Genomic DNA, 18,391 nt, shown 5'->3' on the forward strand with positions numbered 1-18,391 from the left:
CCCTCCCAATTTTAAAAAAGCATAAGATGATAAAATAGTAGAGCAGAAACTTGCGCAAACGATTTCAGAAAAGCTAAAAAAAAAGTTATTCTTTTAGCTCACTCCTTCTAAAGCTGCATTTAGCAGATCAAGAAAGCGCTTCATTCATGAATACATCATACAACAGTATCGTTTGTTTTTAAAAACGTTTGCACATACCATATTTGACCATTTTCCATTAATTGATAAACAATATAGGCATTTATCTCCATTTTTCACATGATATCTTTTAATTAATCGATATTTCATGTGTTTAAAAATGGAATTGCTATTTTATTTGCCCCTGATATACCACAAATTCACTTTTCCAGTAGATTTACAATTATCGGGCAGTAGAAACGCTCATATACTCAAGTGAAAATTTGTGCAATGGTTTGAACAAGAGTATTGAAAGCCCTTTTATTCCATGCTATAATCCAAATCGTTAAGAGGCAATCCAACATGAGTCATTGCATCTATTGTCTGCCTCCTGTTCTATATAACTAAAAGGCAATGTTACTTATGAAAGGTACAACCTCGGACAAGCTACTTCGCGGCGGTTGTGCCTCTTTGTTATGTGCAAGTTTGCCTCATCATTTGCGCATGTTGCATAAAAAACTGTGCAACCATTAACAATAGCGACATTCTAAACCCCACGCGCTGTGGTGAATGGTTCGGGAAAGTATCGCTCACAAAACTTAAGCGTATGCTTTTGAGGTAGTTTTGCCGAAGCTGGTCTTACAAAACTTTAGGAGGACTTATTCATGTTACTGGAAGCTGTGTACCATCGCCCGCGGTTAAATTGGTCTTATGCCTATAATGAGAGTACGATTCACTTGCGCCTCCGCGCTAAAAAAGGGGATTTAACAGAAGTATTTGCTTTTGCAGGGGATAAGTACACTTGGGATACCACGAAAGAGCTAATTCCCATGACCCTTTTCACCTCTGATGCGATGTTCGATTATTGGGAATGTGCTTCAGTTCCCATCTATCGCCGATTGAAATACGGATTCTTACTGCAAAAGGATAACGAGAAGGTTTGGATGACCGAAAATGATTTTCAAACGAACCGGCCAGAAAATCCAAACAAGCTTTTCGAGTTCCCATTTATTAACCCCGTTGATGTGTTCACTCCACCTGCCTGGGTAAAGGATGCTGTATTCTATCAGATCTTTCCTGAACGCTTTGCAAATGGCGACCCTAGCCTTGATCCTAAAGATGTTCAGCCATGGGGAGCAGAGCCAACACCAACCAATTTTTTTGGCGGGGACCTGCAAGGGGTTATTGATCATCTGGATCATCTTAACGAGCTTGGCATCAATGCTATTTATTTCACACCACTCTTCACTGCAACTACTAATCATAAATACGATACAGAAGATTACATGAAAGTTGATCCGCATTTCGGGGATATTGCAACGTTAAAAAAACTCGTCGACCTCTGCCATAAACGTGGTATTCGTGTGCTGTTAGACGCAGTATTCAACCACTCTGGTGGAACCTTCGCTCCATTTTTAGATGTTCAGGAAAAGGGAGAAGACTCCATTTATAAAGACTGGTTCCATATTCGTGAGTTTCCGCTTCAAGTTGTAAAGGGGATTCCTACTTATGATACTTTTGCGTTTGAACCACATATGCCAAAGCTTAATACCGAACATCCTGAAGTTAAAGAGTACTTACTGAAGGTCGCTGAATTCTGGATTACAGAAGTTGGAATCGATGGTTGGCGCCTCGACGTAGCCAATGAAGTAGATCATGATTTCTGGCGTGAATTCCGCAAGGTGGTAAAGCGCGCTAATCCGGAGGCCTACATCCTTGGAGAAATCTGGCATGAGTCTGCTCCGTGGCTGGAGGGTGATAAATTCGATGCCGTCATGAACTATCCCTTCACTGATGCTGTCTTAGACTTTTTTGTTCATGGTAACCTTGATGCAGAGGGGTTTGCCAACTCTATTGGTAGACAGTTATCGCGCTACCCACTGCAAGCAAGTGAAGTTGCCTTCAATCTGTTAGATAGTCATGACACTCCACGCTTACTTACGCTGGCTGCTGGGGACAAAAATAAAATGCGATTAGCTGCACTATTCCAGTTCACCTTTATGGGTACTCCTTGTATCTATTATGGCGACGAGTTCGGAATGGACGGTGAAGGTGATCCAGGTTGTCGTAAATGCATGGAGTGGAACCCTGAGAAGCAGGATCGTGATCTGTTCGAATTCTACCGTCAGCTCATTCAAATCCGCAATGAGCAACCTGCACTTCGTACGGGGACATTTACTTTCTTAGAGGCAGGTCGACAAGGCAGTAAGATAGCCTATGAGCGCCGATTGGATCTTGAGACTATAGTTGTACTGATCAATAGCGAAGAGACCGCCCAAACGTTCCGTATTGACGTAGACGAGCGAAATTGGGAGAACTTGTTCACGGCCGATACAGTGCGTTCTGAGCGTGGCAAGCTGAACGTGAAGATGCCTGCTTATGGTTTCGCTATACTTAAAGCAATCAACTAGATTTAAATGCCTTTGGCCGTATAAAACATAACAAAACAGGGTATCTCACTAGCTATGATAGCTGTGGGATACCCTGTTTTCTATTAGAGATGACTAAGAATGACATTCACATTACTAGCCAACTACTAATACTTCGGTGCACTAACAATCAGCACACCGAAGTCCAGTTTACTTGCTCAGTAGTGTATAAATAATCTGTGCGCTTTCGGCGCGGGTCATCCACCCTTTTGGAGCAAATTGATTGTTCTCTCTGCCTTGGAGAAGCCCTAGGCCTGCTGCTGTCTTCACGTAGCTATCTGCCCACTTGCTAATGCTAGATGCATCTGCAAATGTCGTGACACCCACTGCTGGTTCGATCTTCTTACCAGACTTCACTTCAAGCGCACGGATCACCATGATAGCCATTTCCTCACGGGTAATGGAAGCATTCGGCGCAAAAGTATCCTTGCTTCGACCACTAACAATGCCCAGCTTAGACGCTGTTGCTACGTATGATGAATACCATGCATCTGACTTGATATCAGTAAATTGAACCGGCCCTTCCGCATTTAAACCAAGTGCACGAACTAGTAATGCGGTAAATTCCGCACGACTAACATTGCTCTTCGGATTAAATTCGGTTGTCGTAACCCCTGAAACAATTTGTTTTGCAGCAAGAGACTGAATGGCATGGAATGCCCAATAAGTAGTTGGAACATCCTCAAACGACTTCACAATCTCTAATACGGCATATTTACTAAAGTGCGTGACTTGTGTAGATATCACGTCTCCATTCAGCTGTCCACCTACGTACTCAAGCTCGCCATTATCGCCTAAATAGTAGATGCCCAATAAATCTTTATTCGATTGGCCTTTAATCTTAAACGATATCGTAATTGGCTCATCGAACTTCTTAACTACAATCCGGGTACCATCTTTCTTCAGAATGCTAAGTCTCAGTTCAAACACATCAGAAAGCGAAGTTACGGTCCCCACCTCTTTGTTTAAACCGTCGATTAATTCTTTTGTAGCAGACTGGACCAATGGTTTCAGCTCCAACAGGATTTGAGCACCTTCCGCATCCACACCTGAAGCTAAACTTGGTATTGTGCTTAACAGTTTGTTAGGGATAGTAAGTAATAGATCCCCCACTTTAAATACTAGATCATTAGATCCCAATGTTTTTGCTGCTTGCAACGGTAACAATACCGCTGTCTTACCTGCAGCAATATCGATTTGTACCTTTCCATCTTTACCATTCTTCAAACTGTCCTCACTGACAACTTGCATATCAGCAGGAGTTGTTGGGCTAACTACAGCACCACCTGAGGTTGGTGTTGGTGTCACTTTAGATACAGCAGCTAGAATAACCGTACCCCCATCATCTCTACCTGGTAGATCAATGATTACTTTTTGATCTTCGGATACCGTGTATGTTTTACCGCTGTACTCATCCTTTACAGATGAATTGGCAGCAAACGGTACTGGAATCGTTGCGGATTCCTCACTTGTTTTAGTGTTAATAACCGTCACGACGTTCTCATTATCGTAAGACTTATTGAAGGCTAAATAACCTAAATCATCTGAACCTGCCAACTTCGTGCGCGTACCTTTAGAATACACTTTGGAGTATTTTGCACGGATATTCAACAGCTTCTGATAATGATCATGAAGTGGCTTTTCTGCAGTCAACTGATCCCAAGGCATATCTTTACGGTTCTCACTGAACTCACCTTTAGACATGTCTCCTGCATTTTTACCCGATTTCCCCAGTTCTTCTCCGTAGTAAATGACTGGCTGTCCCTTGGCTGTGATTTGCAGAGCGGCTGCGATTTTCAGCTTGCCTTTATCTCCATCCACATAATTAGACAAGAAGCCATCCTCATCATGACTACTCAGGAATTGAGCCATCATCTTCGTGTTATCAATCTTTAACTCCCGTTCCTGCAAATAGGAATCAACACTGTTAACTTTACCATCAGTAAAGTCTTTCGCAGCATCATTAAATCCAAAATCAAGCAGTCCGTCCATCTGGCCTGTTTCAAGCATTCCACCATTGCTATCAATGGTTCCGCCGAAGTATTCACCGGTCATTTTGAAGTTTGGATCAATTGAAGTCAGTGCATTTTTAAATGCTTTCCAAGTTGTATCTTCTACATGTTTGACTGTATCCACACGGAAATAGTCAATCGTATCTCCACGTTCCGTCCGAGCGTTATCTAACCACCCTGTTTGCCAAGCGATAATTTTTTCACGAACGGCTGGATCTTCCGTTTTGAAATCCGGCAATCCTGCAAGCTCGCCTTTGATTGGATCTGTATCCGCGGATATACCATCCGTACGAAGCATTCCTTCAAAACGTGCTTTATCCTCAGCTGTAATCGTCGGCTCTTTATCCTCAGCCTTTAAACCGTAGCCCGTATGATTGAGTACAACGTCGACCATGATCTTGATGCCCTTGTCATGTGCCTTTTCGATCAATTCCTTGAAGGTCTCCATATCACCAAGATGCTCGTCAAGCTTTGTAAAGTCCTTGGCCCAATAGCCATGATATCCGTATTGTTTGAAGCCATCACCTTTATTAAAATCAATATTATCTACAATTGGCGTAATCCAAAGCGTGTTAATACCAAGTTCTTGCAAATAATCGAGATTGTCGATCATTCCTCGGAAATCACCACCGTGGTATGCTTCCAGTTGATCTTTATCTACATTCTCATTATTTGTTGGATCTCCGTCTTTGAAGCGGTCTGTAAGCGCGAAGTATATACGAGCCTCATCCCAATCAAAATCCAGCTTATCACCTGTGTAGGTTCTCGCTTTTACCTCGAGTTTAGCATTTTCTTTATGTGCATTTCCGTACTGGTCCACGAGCGTAATCGGAATATTTTTGATCCCCGCTGACACCGTGTCCTTCACAGCAACTGTCTGCTTCATCAGCTCCGTATCCAGCTTAACTTTGCTTGGTCCTCCAAGATTGGTTAAATCCATGTATCCCTCTGAATATGTTACCTCTTCTGAAGTCACTACATTGATGGTTACAACCGCATTCTGATTAGATGCAACTGCTTCCGGATTCACGGATGTCGTAATCTTAACGTCAGGAATATGATACACAACAATAGATTCATCATTCACTGTATTCTTAGGATCTGTAAATTCAGTAGTGATTCCGTTTTTCGTGATCAAGAACGTATACTTATACGTACCTTCTACTAAATCAGTCAACGTGTAAGTGAACCACTCGTTAGCGGAATCATAAACCATTGGATATGTTTTTCCATTCACTTTTACTTTTGCAGCTGTGATCCCATCCATATTTCCATTACGGAACAAGGCATCATCGCGATATCTAAAAGTAATCGTTCCATCCTTAAGGATAGGACCGCTAATACTTGGTTTGATATCAAACTCCTTCACCCCGCTAGTAACGTTCACTTTAGTGAATAATTCACCAGGCGTCAGCGGAATGATACGGTCATCCCCGTATGCATCCTTATACTTCCAAGGATCATCCCCTTCACCTTTACGAATGACGAACCCTACACTTGTCGCATTCTCAGCAACCTCAATCAAAACACTCGCTGTGCCATTCTTAAAGGTTGTAAAATCAATCTGATCATTTTTAACTCCTGTATTCCAGACCCAGATGTTCCAATCCTTATAATCCTTATCACTACGGGTATAAGTGAACAGAACATATCTCTTATCCGTAACCTTAACTGTAACGGTTGTAGAAATACCGCCATAAGTAATGGTAATTACAGCTGTTCCATTACCAATTGCCTTCACTTGACCTTTATTGGTTACTGTAGCCACTTCAGGCTTATTGGAAGTATAAGTAGCCAATTGCGTAACATTTCTTCTGCTGTTGTCGTCGTACTTCGCAAAAACAGCTGTTTGATGCGTATTGCCTGCTGCAAGCGTGTAGCTTGCACTATCGGTCTCTATAGAAGTAAGCGTAGCGGCTTCAGCTTCCATTTTGATAATCACTGCAGTCAAAGGATCAAGCTTGATTGAACTCGCATTTAAAATGAAACCACTCTGTTGACTAACCGCAGTAACACCAGCTTCATCATTGTCAACAAGCACCTGACCACTCGTCAAATCCTCCGATAAAGTCAGAGTTCTAGCTGTGCTATCGCCATTCATGAAGACATAATAGATACCTGTGCCATCAGTAGCTTTGTTTGAATAGCCAATGACAAGATCATCGGTCTTCATTTCTGGTGCAGGAATTAGGTTAACATTGGAATCAACCAGATCCTTGTCGCCCAATCGGAATGCATCGGTAGACTTTCTTAATTCCATCAGCCCTGACGTATATTTTCTTGTCGTGTTCTGTACTGGGAATTGTGACTCATCCGTTGCTTTGGTCCAATCAAACATGTTGACAGCATCCGAAGAATCATACGAATCATGAATAAAATAACCAAAGGATTTGCCTTCACTATCAAACATTTCAGTGTATTTATCCTGAGGAATCGAAGTGCTATTCCATTGCTTGGTACGCCCATATTCCTGGCCTGCATGAATGAAGGCAGTGCCTTGGGAGGTTAGAACAAGCATGTTTCCAAGTCTAATCCGTTTCTGGATTTCAAGCTCATTCTTCTCAATGGCAGGATCTTTCTTGATCGTTTGTGCAATAACATCGTGCAGCGTCAGGTTATCATGCGCTTCGATGTACGGAACGATATCACCTGGATCATCAGCAGGCGTATTTGAGGGCTCCGCCTTAATATTGTTAAAGATTGTCGCTATTGGACGCGCTCCGCCTGTAATAAATCTAGGTTGACCTTCGGAACCATAACCAGATTTCAATTCATTACGGAATTCATCAGAGAAAACACCGACGCTATCCGTTTTATCCATCCAGTCCTGATCTGCCCCTTTTCCAGCAAGGGAAGGATCGGCTGCGGCACCGCCGAATGTTCTCCAGCCTTCACCGATAAAAAGTGCCTTCGGATTTATTGCTGCCGCGGCATCATAAGCATTCTGAACAGCCTCCGCTGTCGCATCGCCCATCATATCCCAGCGCATTCCATCTATCTTGTACTCTTCAAACCAGTATTTCACGGAATCAACCATCAACTTCTCAGCCATTTTATGGTTAGTGGCCAGATTGTTTCCGAAACCTCCGATAAAGTTGCCATTTGCATCTTGGAACGCGTAGTAATTAGGTACGATGTCGTTTAAGAATTCTTTTTTAGCCATATGTGTGTACACTACATCCAGAATGACACCCATTCCAGCTTCATGTACGGCGTCAATCAAACCTTTTAATTCTTTAATCCGTGCCTCAGGATCAGCAGGTTTCTGCGAATAAGCACCATCTGGAGAGAAGTAGTTGTGAGGATCATATCCCCAGTTGTATTCATTGTTTTTAGCGGAATATTCTGTTTCTCTAGTCCCCATCTTCGTCTCATCCCCGTAATACCAAGCCATTACAGGAAGTAATTGAATATGAGTTACACCGAGAGATTTAATATAATCGAGCTTCTTTTCAAAAGCGCTATAAGAGCCCCATCTTTCGCCACTCAGACTATCTTCGATCGATACATCGGATGTAAAGTCTCTGACGTGGACTTCATAAATGATTGCGTCCTCGCGTTTTTCGTAGCCTTTAATATCAGCATAACCAAAGGTATCCGGGTTCGTCAGTCTTAAATCAACGATAGCCGCTTTACCGACTGTATCCCCGCCAGCACCAGCTGTACCTGTGGTATCCATAGTAAATACCGCCATTGATTTAGCATAAGGATCAAGGACCTTATTGGTTACACCGTCATTCGTCACTTCATATTGATAAAAGAATCCTCTTACATCGTTTGTAGTCGTGCCTGTCAAATCAGTCGGCTTCAAATCAACCGACCAGACCCCTTGATCTCCACTCGTTAAGTCAACACTGCCCACAAGCACGTTGGAGTCATTCTTATCGTACACATTTACGACAACCGAGCTAGCTTTAGGAGCCCACAATTTTAACGTGGCTGTTTTGTCAGCGTTGTACGTAGCCCCTAGATCATCTCCTGTATAATTGTACATTTCATCAAGCATTCTCCAACCACTAGCCGCAGAGACCGTTTTGCCTGAATAAGTAACGCTAAGCGGAACTTTATCCAGATCAAAGGCTTTTGTATCAACTTCAATTGAAGTTTTGCTAGTAATGGTTACAGCCGATACAGGAATAGCAACACCGTCTTTATCTTTAACGGTAATCTCATTCTTCAATGCTGCTGCATCCAAGCCGTCAGTTAACGTGAAACCAAGAAGGATTTTGCTCGTCGACAACACTTCAGCAGATACTAAACCGATAGGTGTTTCACCAAATGGTGAAACATATACATTGTTGTCTCCTTCTTTTATCCACAGCTGGTTGTAACGATCCAGTAGAGTAAATCCTTTGTCACCGCCGTCTTTATTATCGCCATTCAACGGGTTCACTACGAGAAACCCAATTTTTTTTGCAGCTTCTTTCAATGGAATATCAATATAAGCACCAAAGCGACCTACTTGATCGGCTTGGAATGGAATTGCATCTTTAGGCCAATCCTTAAGTGAAACTGCTACATCTTCCCACAACCATAATCCATACTGACTTTGATTGGAATCTGATCTCATATAATGGATCCGAACGGTATTTGCCGGAAGCTTAACCGGTTCATAAGGCGTAACTACATCAGAGCCTTCTGTGATCCATACTTCATTAGTTTGTGGAGTATTAATCGAGAAGTTCTTATCTCCTCCATCTTTAGCACCACTTGCACGCTGAAGTGCGATGAATGAGATTTTCTTAGCCCCATCCTTAATCGGCACATCAACATATGCACCATAGGAATCCATTTGTCCATCAGGAAAAGGGGTCGCACCCATAGCCCAATCAACAGAAGGGCTTACAACATCACCCCATAACCACAATCCCTTATCGGTGTAATCACTAGCTTTGTAGTGAACACGAATGTGCCCTGCTGGAACAGGTGTAACCTCTACAGGTTCAGTAGGAATTTTATATTCTGCGGTCACACTGTGATCTGCAGTATTGTACTTGAAGGTTACCTTAAGATCTAACGGTAGGCTCAACGCTAGATCGCTTTCTGGATAAGACATATCCTCTGCTTCTGTGGCTCCTGGAACAGAAACCTTATATGTGTAATCTCCCTGCGGCACAGTAACAACTCTACTGTACACACCATCAAAATCCGGATCTGTTAATGTGGACAACGCCTCTGCTGGCAGGTTTCCTGTCAATTTAGGCGTAATTGGCGTGTAATACGTAGAATCAGCTATTTTATGAGTGATGTCATTATAATAAAAGGTTACAGTCGTTTCTGTTTCTAGCTTGATGTGGATATCGCCTTTATTATTAACTCCATTAGGATTGGTGTAATTTCCGTAGCCATAACTCTCATCAAAACTATCGTTCAGAGCAACCTTATAATTATATTCTTTCGCTGGCAGAGTCCCAGTAAAAGAATACAACCCATCGCCTGAGTAAGTCATTTGGGTGACTACTGATGTCTCATCCCAATCCTTGCCGGGATTTTCCGCCCCAGTAGAAATAAACTGTGATTGCAAATCACCGACCAAAACTACCTTTGTCGTTTCTGCTGAAACCTTAACTGGGTGTAAGCCGAGACTAGAGAACACAAGAGCAACGATCATAAAGATCGCGAACGTCCTCTTACCCCATAAAGTTATTTTCATTTTTGTATAACCTCCCATAATTATGAATTCCCTTTGTGCAAGCGGATACATAATTTCTCGAACCCCGCCAATTATTCTGGGGTTATGAAATCATGCGTCTTCCTTCTGTGGTTGGAGAAGGTCTATGTGTGCGGCTCGTCAAACCGGATTAACAGCATCATCCTCCCATCAAAGTTAAAGATCAACACCAAAATCATGAATTTAGTGCAAACGTTTGCAAATAGTCGTGCACAAACCTAAGTACATAAAATTCATTCCTTAACACAACTGATATCGATCCAAAATCACCCAATGTAAACGCTTGCTATATTTTGATTTACATACTAATGCTGTATTTATGGTATTGTCAACCAGTATTTTTATGTGTTTAACGAACTCAAATTATCATAAAAGTAAAAATAAAGAAAAGTGAACCTGATAATCCCATTTAGGATTTATCCGTTTTTTTGACTGTCACTCTAATTCCATTCCTCGAATCAAATTGTTCCAAAAAATTCAAGCCACACGTTTGCATTTACGAAATGCTCCTCTCGATGAAATTGGATATCTTTTATACATATTAAGATCAATCTTGCTAAATCATTCATACTTTTTTGGTGAAAACAAACAATTTTACACATAAATTTCTAATACTCTTTCCAAAAGTAGCAATATTGCCCTTCCAAATGACTTTATCTATTTACAATTTAGAACTCTTAGATTAATATTACTGTGTAAAGCAAACGGTTCCATAAGGAGGTTTCTATGACAGTTACCATTAAGGATGTGGCCAAGAAAGCGGGAGTATCTCCCTCCACGGTATCCCGGGTATTGTCCAATCACCCCAGAATCAGCCTGGAAACTTCCCGCAAGGTCAAAGCTATTATGGAAGATATGGGCTATACACCTAACATGATGGCTAAGAGTCTAGTGTCGAAAACTACAAATAGCATATGCTTCAGTCTTCCTAAACCAGCTGAAGAGCTGTTCTCAAATTTATTTTTTATGGAATTAATCCGAGGGATCGTTACACAAGCTAGCCGTTCCGGCTACGACGTGTTAATTAGCTCCGGAGCAAACGAGAAGGAAGAATTGGAAGCCGTTTCAAGACTTCTAAAGGGTCGTCGAGTAGATGGTGTTATTCTGCTTTACTCTCGTACAGATGATGCTGTTATTGATTTTCTAGAGAGTAACGATTATCCATTCGTACTGGTAGGCCGAAGTGATCGATATGAGAATATTTTATCTGTCGATAACGATAATGTGATGGCAGCATATGATGCTACAAACCACCTCATTTCAATGGGTCATGAACGTATTGGCTTCGTAAGTGGACCGCCTAATCTAATTGTTTCTCGCGATCGTCTCGCAGGATACCGTAAAGCACTGCTGAATAGCGGTCTTGAAATGCGTGATGAATGGATTGTAGAAGGTGAATTTCTACAGGATAGCGGATATAGAGCGATGTCTTTTTTCATGAATTTGCCTAATCGGCCTACTGCTCTAGTTGCAGTGGATGATATGGTATCGTTCGGAATTTTACGTGGATTGAATGAGCTGAAATACAAAGTGCCTGACGATCTCGCTATTGTGAGCTTTAACAATATTCCATTATCTGAATTATCCAGCCCTCCGATCAGTAGTATTGATATTGGAATTTATCATCTTGGCTACACTGCATCTCAGGTACTTATTCAGAATATCAAGAGTCCGAATCACGATGCTGGTTATACAAACCGATTTGTTATTCCACATCGCTTGATCGTGAGAGAGTCATCCATGTACTCACATGCTAAGAACAAAACCGAATGAATAAGTGAAGCGATCAACGCTTCATTTATTTTTTGAAAATCTGTACAAACGTTTGCGCTAAATTACTAAAACTTCTTGATCCAGTTCTTTTCAGGGTGAATATTCGAATCTGAGGTTAAGATAAACTTAACATCTTTAGCAAAGCTTATACGAATTGAAAGCAAATTCAGATACGATAACCCAATGGATCACGATACTGTCACAAATTTTAGGAGGTACTACAATGACGGAAATTAAAGCCTGCTTGTTCGATTTGGATGGTGTTATCGTTGATACTGCCAAATACCATTATATCGCATGGAAAGAGCTTGCAGATGGATTAGGGTTTCTCTTCACAGAACAAGATAACGAACGCCTTAAAGGAGTTAGCAGAACTGCCTCGCTAAATATTTTGCTGGAAATCGGCGGACTAACTATCGATGAAGAAGAGAAAGCTAAGCTTGCGGAACAGAAGAATAATCGATATGTCGAATATATTGCGAAAATGGACAGCTCAGAGATTTTGCCAGGTGCGCTTGATTTTCTGAAAGAGTGCCGTGAGAATGGCATCAAAGTTGCCCTCGGGTCTGCTAGTAAGAACGCAATGACGATATTAAATAATACCGGATTGACCCCTTACTTTGATGCAATCATCGATGGCACACACACAAGTGCTGCTAAACCTGATCCGGAAGTTTTTCTTTTAGGAGCTAAAGCACTTGGCGCTGATCCTAAACACTGTGTTGTCTTCGAAGATGCAGAAGCAGGAATTGAAGCTGCGTCGCGTGCTGGAATGTTCAGCGTTGGTATTGGTTCACCGGAAACGCTCAATGCGGCGAATATCGTTGTTCCATCGCTCGCTCATATGAGTGTGTCACAACTCAAAAAATCTTTTGCTTAAAGTCTAACGAACATTAATCAACTGAAAGTGTTAATGTGATTCGCCCTGCTGCATTCCACTTATAAATGAAATATGTATATCTAGAGGTACGCTTGAAGTGGAGATGGCGAAAGGATTGTGTAGAAGCGCTAGCGTTCGCCTTTGTCCCCAGATGCTCACCTTTAATTCTTCAAATTTAAGCATCTGGGGACAACAGCGATCGGAACAACCTTTCGCCAGCGGAGCGACTCACAAGCACCAAAGTAGAGATATAGTTCATTATATATCCCCACAACATATTTAAAGGAGCCGGTTATCGTGAAACAATATTTAACAATTGATGAATGGTCCATTATTGAAGAATCCTTTGATCCACAGACACAAGAAATCTCTGAAAGTGTATTTAGCCTTGGCAACGGATTTATGGGTGGTCGAGCTAATTTTGAAGAGCAATATAGTGGAAGTAGCCTACAAGGCAGCTACATGGCTGGCGTGTACTATCCTGACAAAACACGGGTCGGCTGGTGGAAGAACGGCTATCCTGAATATTTTGCTAAAGTACTGAACAGCACGAACTGGATCGGTATTAACATCGACATTGAAGGAACTCCTTTAGACCTGGCAAAATGTACGGTTTCCGATTTCCGTCGTGTTCTTAACATGAAGGAAGGTACGCTTTCCCGTTGTTTCACTGCCACACTCGAAGATGGTAAGGAAGTTAAAGTTGAGAGTATCCGATTCGTCAGCATGACTCGTCAAGAAATCGGTGCTATTCGTTACTCCATCATTCCTGTGAATTTCTCAGGCAAGATTACGATCACTCCTTATCTCGACGGTGACGTGAAGAACAAGGATTCCAACTACGACGAGAAATTCTGGAATGAAGTTGAGAAGCAAGCAGGCACTGAAGGTGGACACCTCACCCTTAAGACTAAAAAACTCGATTTCCATGTAACCTCTGCTATGGCTTTTGATATCCTTGTCAATGGTGAGAAAGTCAACGCTGATGCTGAAGCTATTGAACAAGAGAAATATGTAGCCAGCAAAATGAATGTATCCGTACAATCTGGCGATCAAGTCGTCATTTATAAATATGTTGCTAACGTAACCTCGCGTAATCACGGTCTTGGACAATTGGTCGATGCCGCTCAAACTGCTTTGCAAGCTGCTAAGGAAGCTGGTTTTGTAACCCTTCTGACAGAACAAATAGAAGCTTGGAGAGAGAAATGGAAAGAAAGCGACATCATTATTGAAGGTGACGTTTCGGCACAGCAAGCGATTCGTTTCAATATTTTCCAGCTAAACCAAACCTACAATGGTGAAGATGACCGTCTGAACATCGGACCTAAAGGCTTTACAGGTGAAAAATACGGCGGCAGCACTTACTGGGATACAGAGGCGTATTGCGTTCCCTTCTATCTCAGTACAGCAGACTCCTCTATTGCTCGCAACCTGTTGATCTACCGTTACAAGCATTTGGAAAAGGCTAAGGAAAATGCTCGTAAGCTTGGTTTCGCAAAAGGCGCATTGTACCCAATGGTTACAATGAATGGCGAAGAGTGCCACAATGAGTGGGAAATTACATTTGAAGAAATTCACCGTAACGGTGCTATTGCTTATGCGATTTACAACTATGTAAACTACACAGGAGACAAAGCTTATCTTGGTCAATATGGCCTTGAAGTTCTGGTGGAAATCTCCCGCTTCTGGGAAGAACGTGTTCACTATGCAAATCGTAAAGACAAATACGTGATGCTTGGCGTAACGGGACCTAATGAATATGAAAATAACGTAAATAATAACTGGTACACCAACCGGATGGCTTCCTGGACTATGGAATATACCTTAGAAGCTCTGGATTATCTGAAAAAGAACGAATCCACACGCTATGCAGAACTAGTTGATAAACTAGGACTCCAAGAGAGCGAAACTGCAAAATGGAATGATATCATTGCCAAAATGTATTATCCTGCAGATGAAGAAATGGGTATCTTCTTGCAACAAGATGGCTTCCTAGATAAAGAGATTATTCAAGTCAAGGATCTGGCAGCTGAGAACCTGCCGCTAAACCAAAAATGGTCTTGGGATCGTATCCTTCGTTCTTGCTTTATTAAACAAGCAGACGTTCTGCAGGGATTATATTTCCTAGGGGACCGCTACGATCTGGATACAAAAAAACGGAATTTCGACTTTTACGAGCCGATCACTGTTCATGAGTCCTCCCTATCCCCTTGTATCCACTCTATTCTAGCCAGCGAACTAGGATATAAGGATAAGGCTTATGAAATGTACTTGCGTACTTCAAGACTGGATCTTGATAACTATAACAATGATACCGAAGACGGCTTACACAGCACTAGTATGGCCGGTACTTGGATGTCAATCGTACATGGCTTCGGCGGATTACGTGTTCATGATGGCAGACTGGCTCTAAGCCCATCGAACCCAGGTCACTGGACAGCGTACTCTTTCAAAATCATGTTCCGCGGCTCCCGTCTAAAAGTAAGCGTTTCGGACGCACAGGTTACGGTTACGAATGAAACTGATATTCCAGCTTCTATTACTATCTATGACAAAGAATATACCGTGAACGGACTAAGCAGCATCACTGCTGACAGCAATTCCGTCACAGTATAAACCGACACCACAAGAGACCCTTTGAAGCCAATAGCTTTTTAGGGTCTCTTTATTTTTTTCCTAAATGGATAACTTATATAAGGAGTGATTATTAATGAAAAGAACCTTTTGGAAGGAAGCTGTCGTTTATCAAATCTATCCACGCAGCTTTCAAGATAGTAATGGTGACGGTATTGGAGATCTGCAAGGCATCATTTCACGTCTGGATTATTTGCAGAAGCTCGGTGTCGATGTAGTGTGGTTGTCACCAGTGTATAAATCGCCAAATGATGATAATGGTTATGACATCAGCGATTACGAAGATATTATGGATGAGTTCGGCACGCTAAAAGACTGGGAGGAACTACTGACTGGACTGCATGATCGTGGCATTAAGCTAATGATGGATCTTGTAATCAACCACTCTTCTGATGAACATCAATGGTTCGTAGAGTCCCGTTCGTCAAAAGATAATCCATACCGTGATTACTACATATGGCGTCCAGGTGGACCGAATGGCGAACGTCCAAACAATTGGAGTTCCATATTCAGCGGTCCGGCTTGGGAACTAGATGAGACTACCGGTGAATACTATCTACATCTGTTCTCACGCAAGCAACCGGATCTCAACTGGGACAATCCAAAGCTGCGCGAGGAATTATACAAGATGATTACCTTCTGGCTCGACAAGGGTGTGGATGGATTGCGGATGGACGTCATTAATTTGATTTCTAAAGCAGAAGGGCTACCTTCCTTCCAAATCGAGGGCGAGGCGCCAGAGGAACTTGCTTGGGGTGGCGATTACTTTATGAATGGCCCCCGGGTCCATGAGTTTTTACATGAAATGAACCAAAAAGTTCTTTCAAGCTATGACATTATGACCGTCGGGGAAACGCCAGGGGCTTCAGTAGAGGATGCCGTTCTTTACACTGACGAAGATCGTGAAGAACTTCAAATGGTATTCCAATTCGAGCATATGGACGTAGATTCCGGCCCAGGAGGCAAATGGGATGTAGCCCCATGGACATTAACTAAACTGCGCGGCATACTTCATAAATGGCAGATCGGTTTGGCTGAAAAGGGTTGGAATAGTCTGTACTTAAACAATCATGACCAGCCGCGTATGGTTTCACGATTTGGTGATGATGGGAAGTATCGCGTAATATCTGCCAAAATGCTCGCTACCTTACTACATACACTTAAAGGCACCCCTTATATTTACCAAGGTGAAGAAATTGGGATGACGAATGTAAAATTCACAACGCTGGAAGATTATAAAGACATCGAAATTCTGAATATGTACCGTGAAAAAGTAACTGAGGGTGGCGCAGATCATGAAACGATTCTGAACGCTATCCATGTCAAAGGCCGAGACAATGCCCGTACCCCAATGCAATGGGATGCATCTGCTAATGCCGGATTTTCAGAAGGAGAACCATGGCTCAAAGTAAATCCGATTTACAAGGAAATTAATGTGGAGCAAGCATTGGCGGATTCTGATTCAATCTTCTACTACTACCAGGAATTAATTGCTTTACGCAAAAAAAATCCGATTATGGTATATGGAGAATATAAGCTGCTACTGCCTGATCATGTGAACCTTTATGTTTATACAAGAACTTTAGAGGATGAACAATGGCTGATCCTGCTGAACTTCAACGAGGCCCCTCAAACCGTTGATCTCTCCGCTGAGCTGAGCACCGTTACTGATTTAATCATTGGAAATTACCCGGATGAATCACCAACACGAGAAATTCTGCGTCCTTACGAAGCAAGAGTGTACAGATTACAAAGCTGACTCTCTCCACCTTCCTGAGTTATACTATATAGGATGATTTTGTTAAGATTATTCTTCCATCAGCAACCTGTCATTAGAGAGCAAGGAATAACAGGATTTGCAAATGGTGGCATGTTAGTATGAACTCAAAGGGAGATGGCAGGCTTGGAATGGCTTATCCGCATGAAAGAAGCTTTAGATTATATGGAGAGCAAAATGGAGGAAACCTTTAATATAGAAGATATAGCAAAGGTTGCTTATTCCTCCCCTTTTCACTTCCAGCGTATGTTCTACATGCTCACCGGAGTATCAGTCAAAGACTATATCCGTAAACGCAAACTAACTCTGGCGGCACAGGAACTCGCTATTTCTAAAGTTAAGGTGCTAGATGTCTCATTAAAATACGGATATGACTCTCCCGAGTCGTTTGCCAAAGCATTCCGCAAAGCACATGGAATTACTCCTTCTGCTGCGCGGGAGTCAGGGGTACAGCTCAAAGCCTTCCCTAGACTCTCCTTCCATCTATCACTGAAGGGAGATAAAGAAATGGACTACAGAATTGAGACAAGAGACGCTTTTAATGTTATCGGACTAGTAGAGGAAATGACAACGAAAGATGGGGAGAATTTACGCCGTATCCCCCAGCTGTGGATTGAAGCTAATGAAAATGGTACGTCGGATAAGCTGATTGAGATCGGTGTTGATAAGGACATCCTTGGTATTTGTAAAGATTTCAATCACGAAAAAGAAACCTTCTCCTATTGGATTGCTGTCGAAGCCTCTCCAGAGACGGACGCTCAGGGCTTTGCTTCTACGACGATACCAGCTGCGAGTTGGGCTGTGTTCACCTCAGTAGGGCCAATGCCGAATGCTATTCAGCAAGCATGGTCACGGATCTTTCAGGAGTGGTTCCCTGCAACAGGCTATGAACATACAGGAGGACCGGAGTTTGAGTTATACCTTCCGGGAAGACCTGATGCAGAGGATTATCGCTGCGAGATCTGGATACCGGTTATGAAAAAAAATTAATACTTACTTAGACTATTCGGAATTCCGGATAGTCTTTCTTTCTTTCAGAATTTCTACGATTTCATTTTGAGAATCGGCTTAATCTTGGTATAATAAATAGATTATGTG

7 protein-coding genes are annotated in these 18,391 nt (G+C 42.2%); 6 read left to right on the forward strand and 1 reads right to left on the reverse strand.

Features of this window, described 5'->3' with window-relative positions; translation table 11 throughout:
* Nucleotides 1-782 precede the first annotated feature (782 nt).
* Nucleotides 783-2,528, forward strand: a complete 1,746-nt coding sequence (locus ACQKMP_RS05980) for an alpha-glycosidase (RefSeq protein WP_427469006.1) — start codon at nt 783-785, stop codon at nt 2,526-2,528.
* Nucleotides 2,529-2,696: 168 nt separating this feature from the next.
* Here the strand turns inward: ACQKMP_RS05980 and ACQKMP_RS05985 are convergent, their stop codons facing one another.
* Nucleotides 2,697-10,211: a pullulanase gene (locus ACQKMP_RS05985; RefSeq protein WP_427469007.1), complete on the reverse strand. Its 7,515-nt coding sequence runs from the start codon at nt 10,209-10,211 to the stop codon at nt 2,697-2,699.
* A 744-nt stretch (nt 10,212-10,955) separates the two neighbouring features.
* Here ACQKMP_RS05985 and ACQKMP_RS05990 point away from each other — a divergent pair.
* The 5 genes from ACQKMP_RS05990 (at nt 10,956) to ACQKMP_RS06010 (ending at nt 18,283) form a co-directional block, all read left to right on the forward strand.
* Nucleotides 10,956-12,002, forward strand: a complete 1,047-nt coding sequence (locus ACQKMP_RS05990; RefSeq protein ID WP_042186323.1) for a LacI family DNA-binding transcriptional regulator — start codon at nt 10,956-10,958, stop codon at nt 12,000-12,002.
* 223 nt (nt 12,003-12,225) lie between these two features.
* Nucleotides 12,226-12,882, forward strand: coding sequence for a beta-phosphoglucomutase (gene pgmB, locus ACQKMP_RS05995; protein ID WP_042186321.1), 657 nt, complete (start codon nt 12,226-12,228; stop codon nt 12,880-12,882).
* 297 nt (nt 12,883-13,179) lie between these two features.
* On the forward strand, nt 13,180-15,498 hold the full coding sequence (locus ACQKMP_RS06000; RefSeq protein ID WP_339246382.1) for a glycoside hydrolase family 65 protein: 2,319 nt from the start codon (nt 13,180-13,182) through the stop codon (nt 15,496-15,498).
* A gap of 94 nt (nt 15,499-15,592) precedes the next feature.
* Nucleotides 15,593-17,275, forward strand: coding sequence for a glycoside hydrolase family 13 protein (locus ACQKMP_RS06005; protein ID WP_427469008.1), 1,683 nt, complete (start codon nt 15,593-15,595; stop codon nt 17,273-17,275).
* A gap of 144 nt (nt 17,276-17,419) precedes the next feature.
* A complete protein-coding gene (locus ACQKMP_RS06010; protein WP_188114583.1) occupies nt 17,420-18,283 on the forward strand; it encodes an AraC family transcriptional regulator in 864 nt (287 codons plus the stop codon).
* Nucleotides 18,284-18,391 lie beyond the last annotated feature (108 nt).

Origin of the sequence: Paenibacillus sp. NPDC101420 (assembly GCF_050277435.1) — a bacterium.
Lineage (GTDB): Bacteria > Bacillota > Bacilli > Paenibacillales > Paenibacillaceae > Paenibacillus_AQ.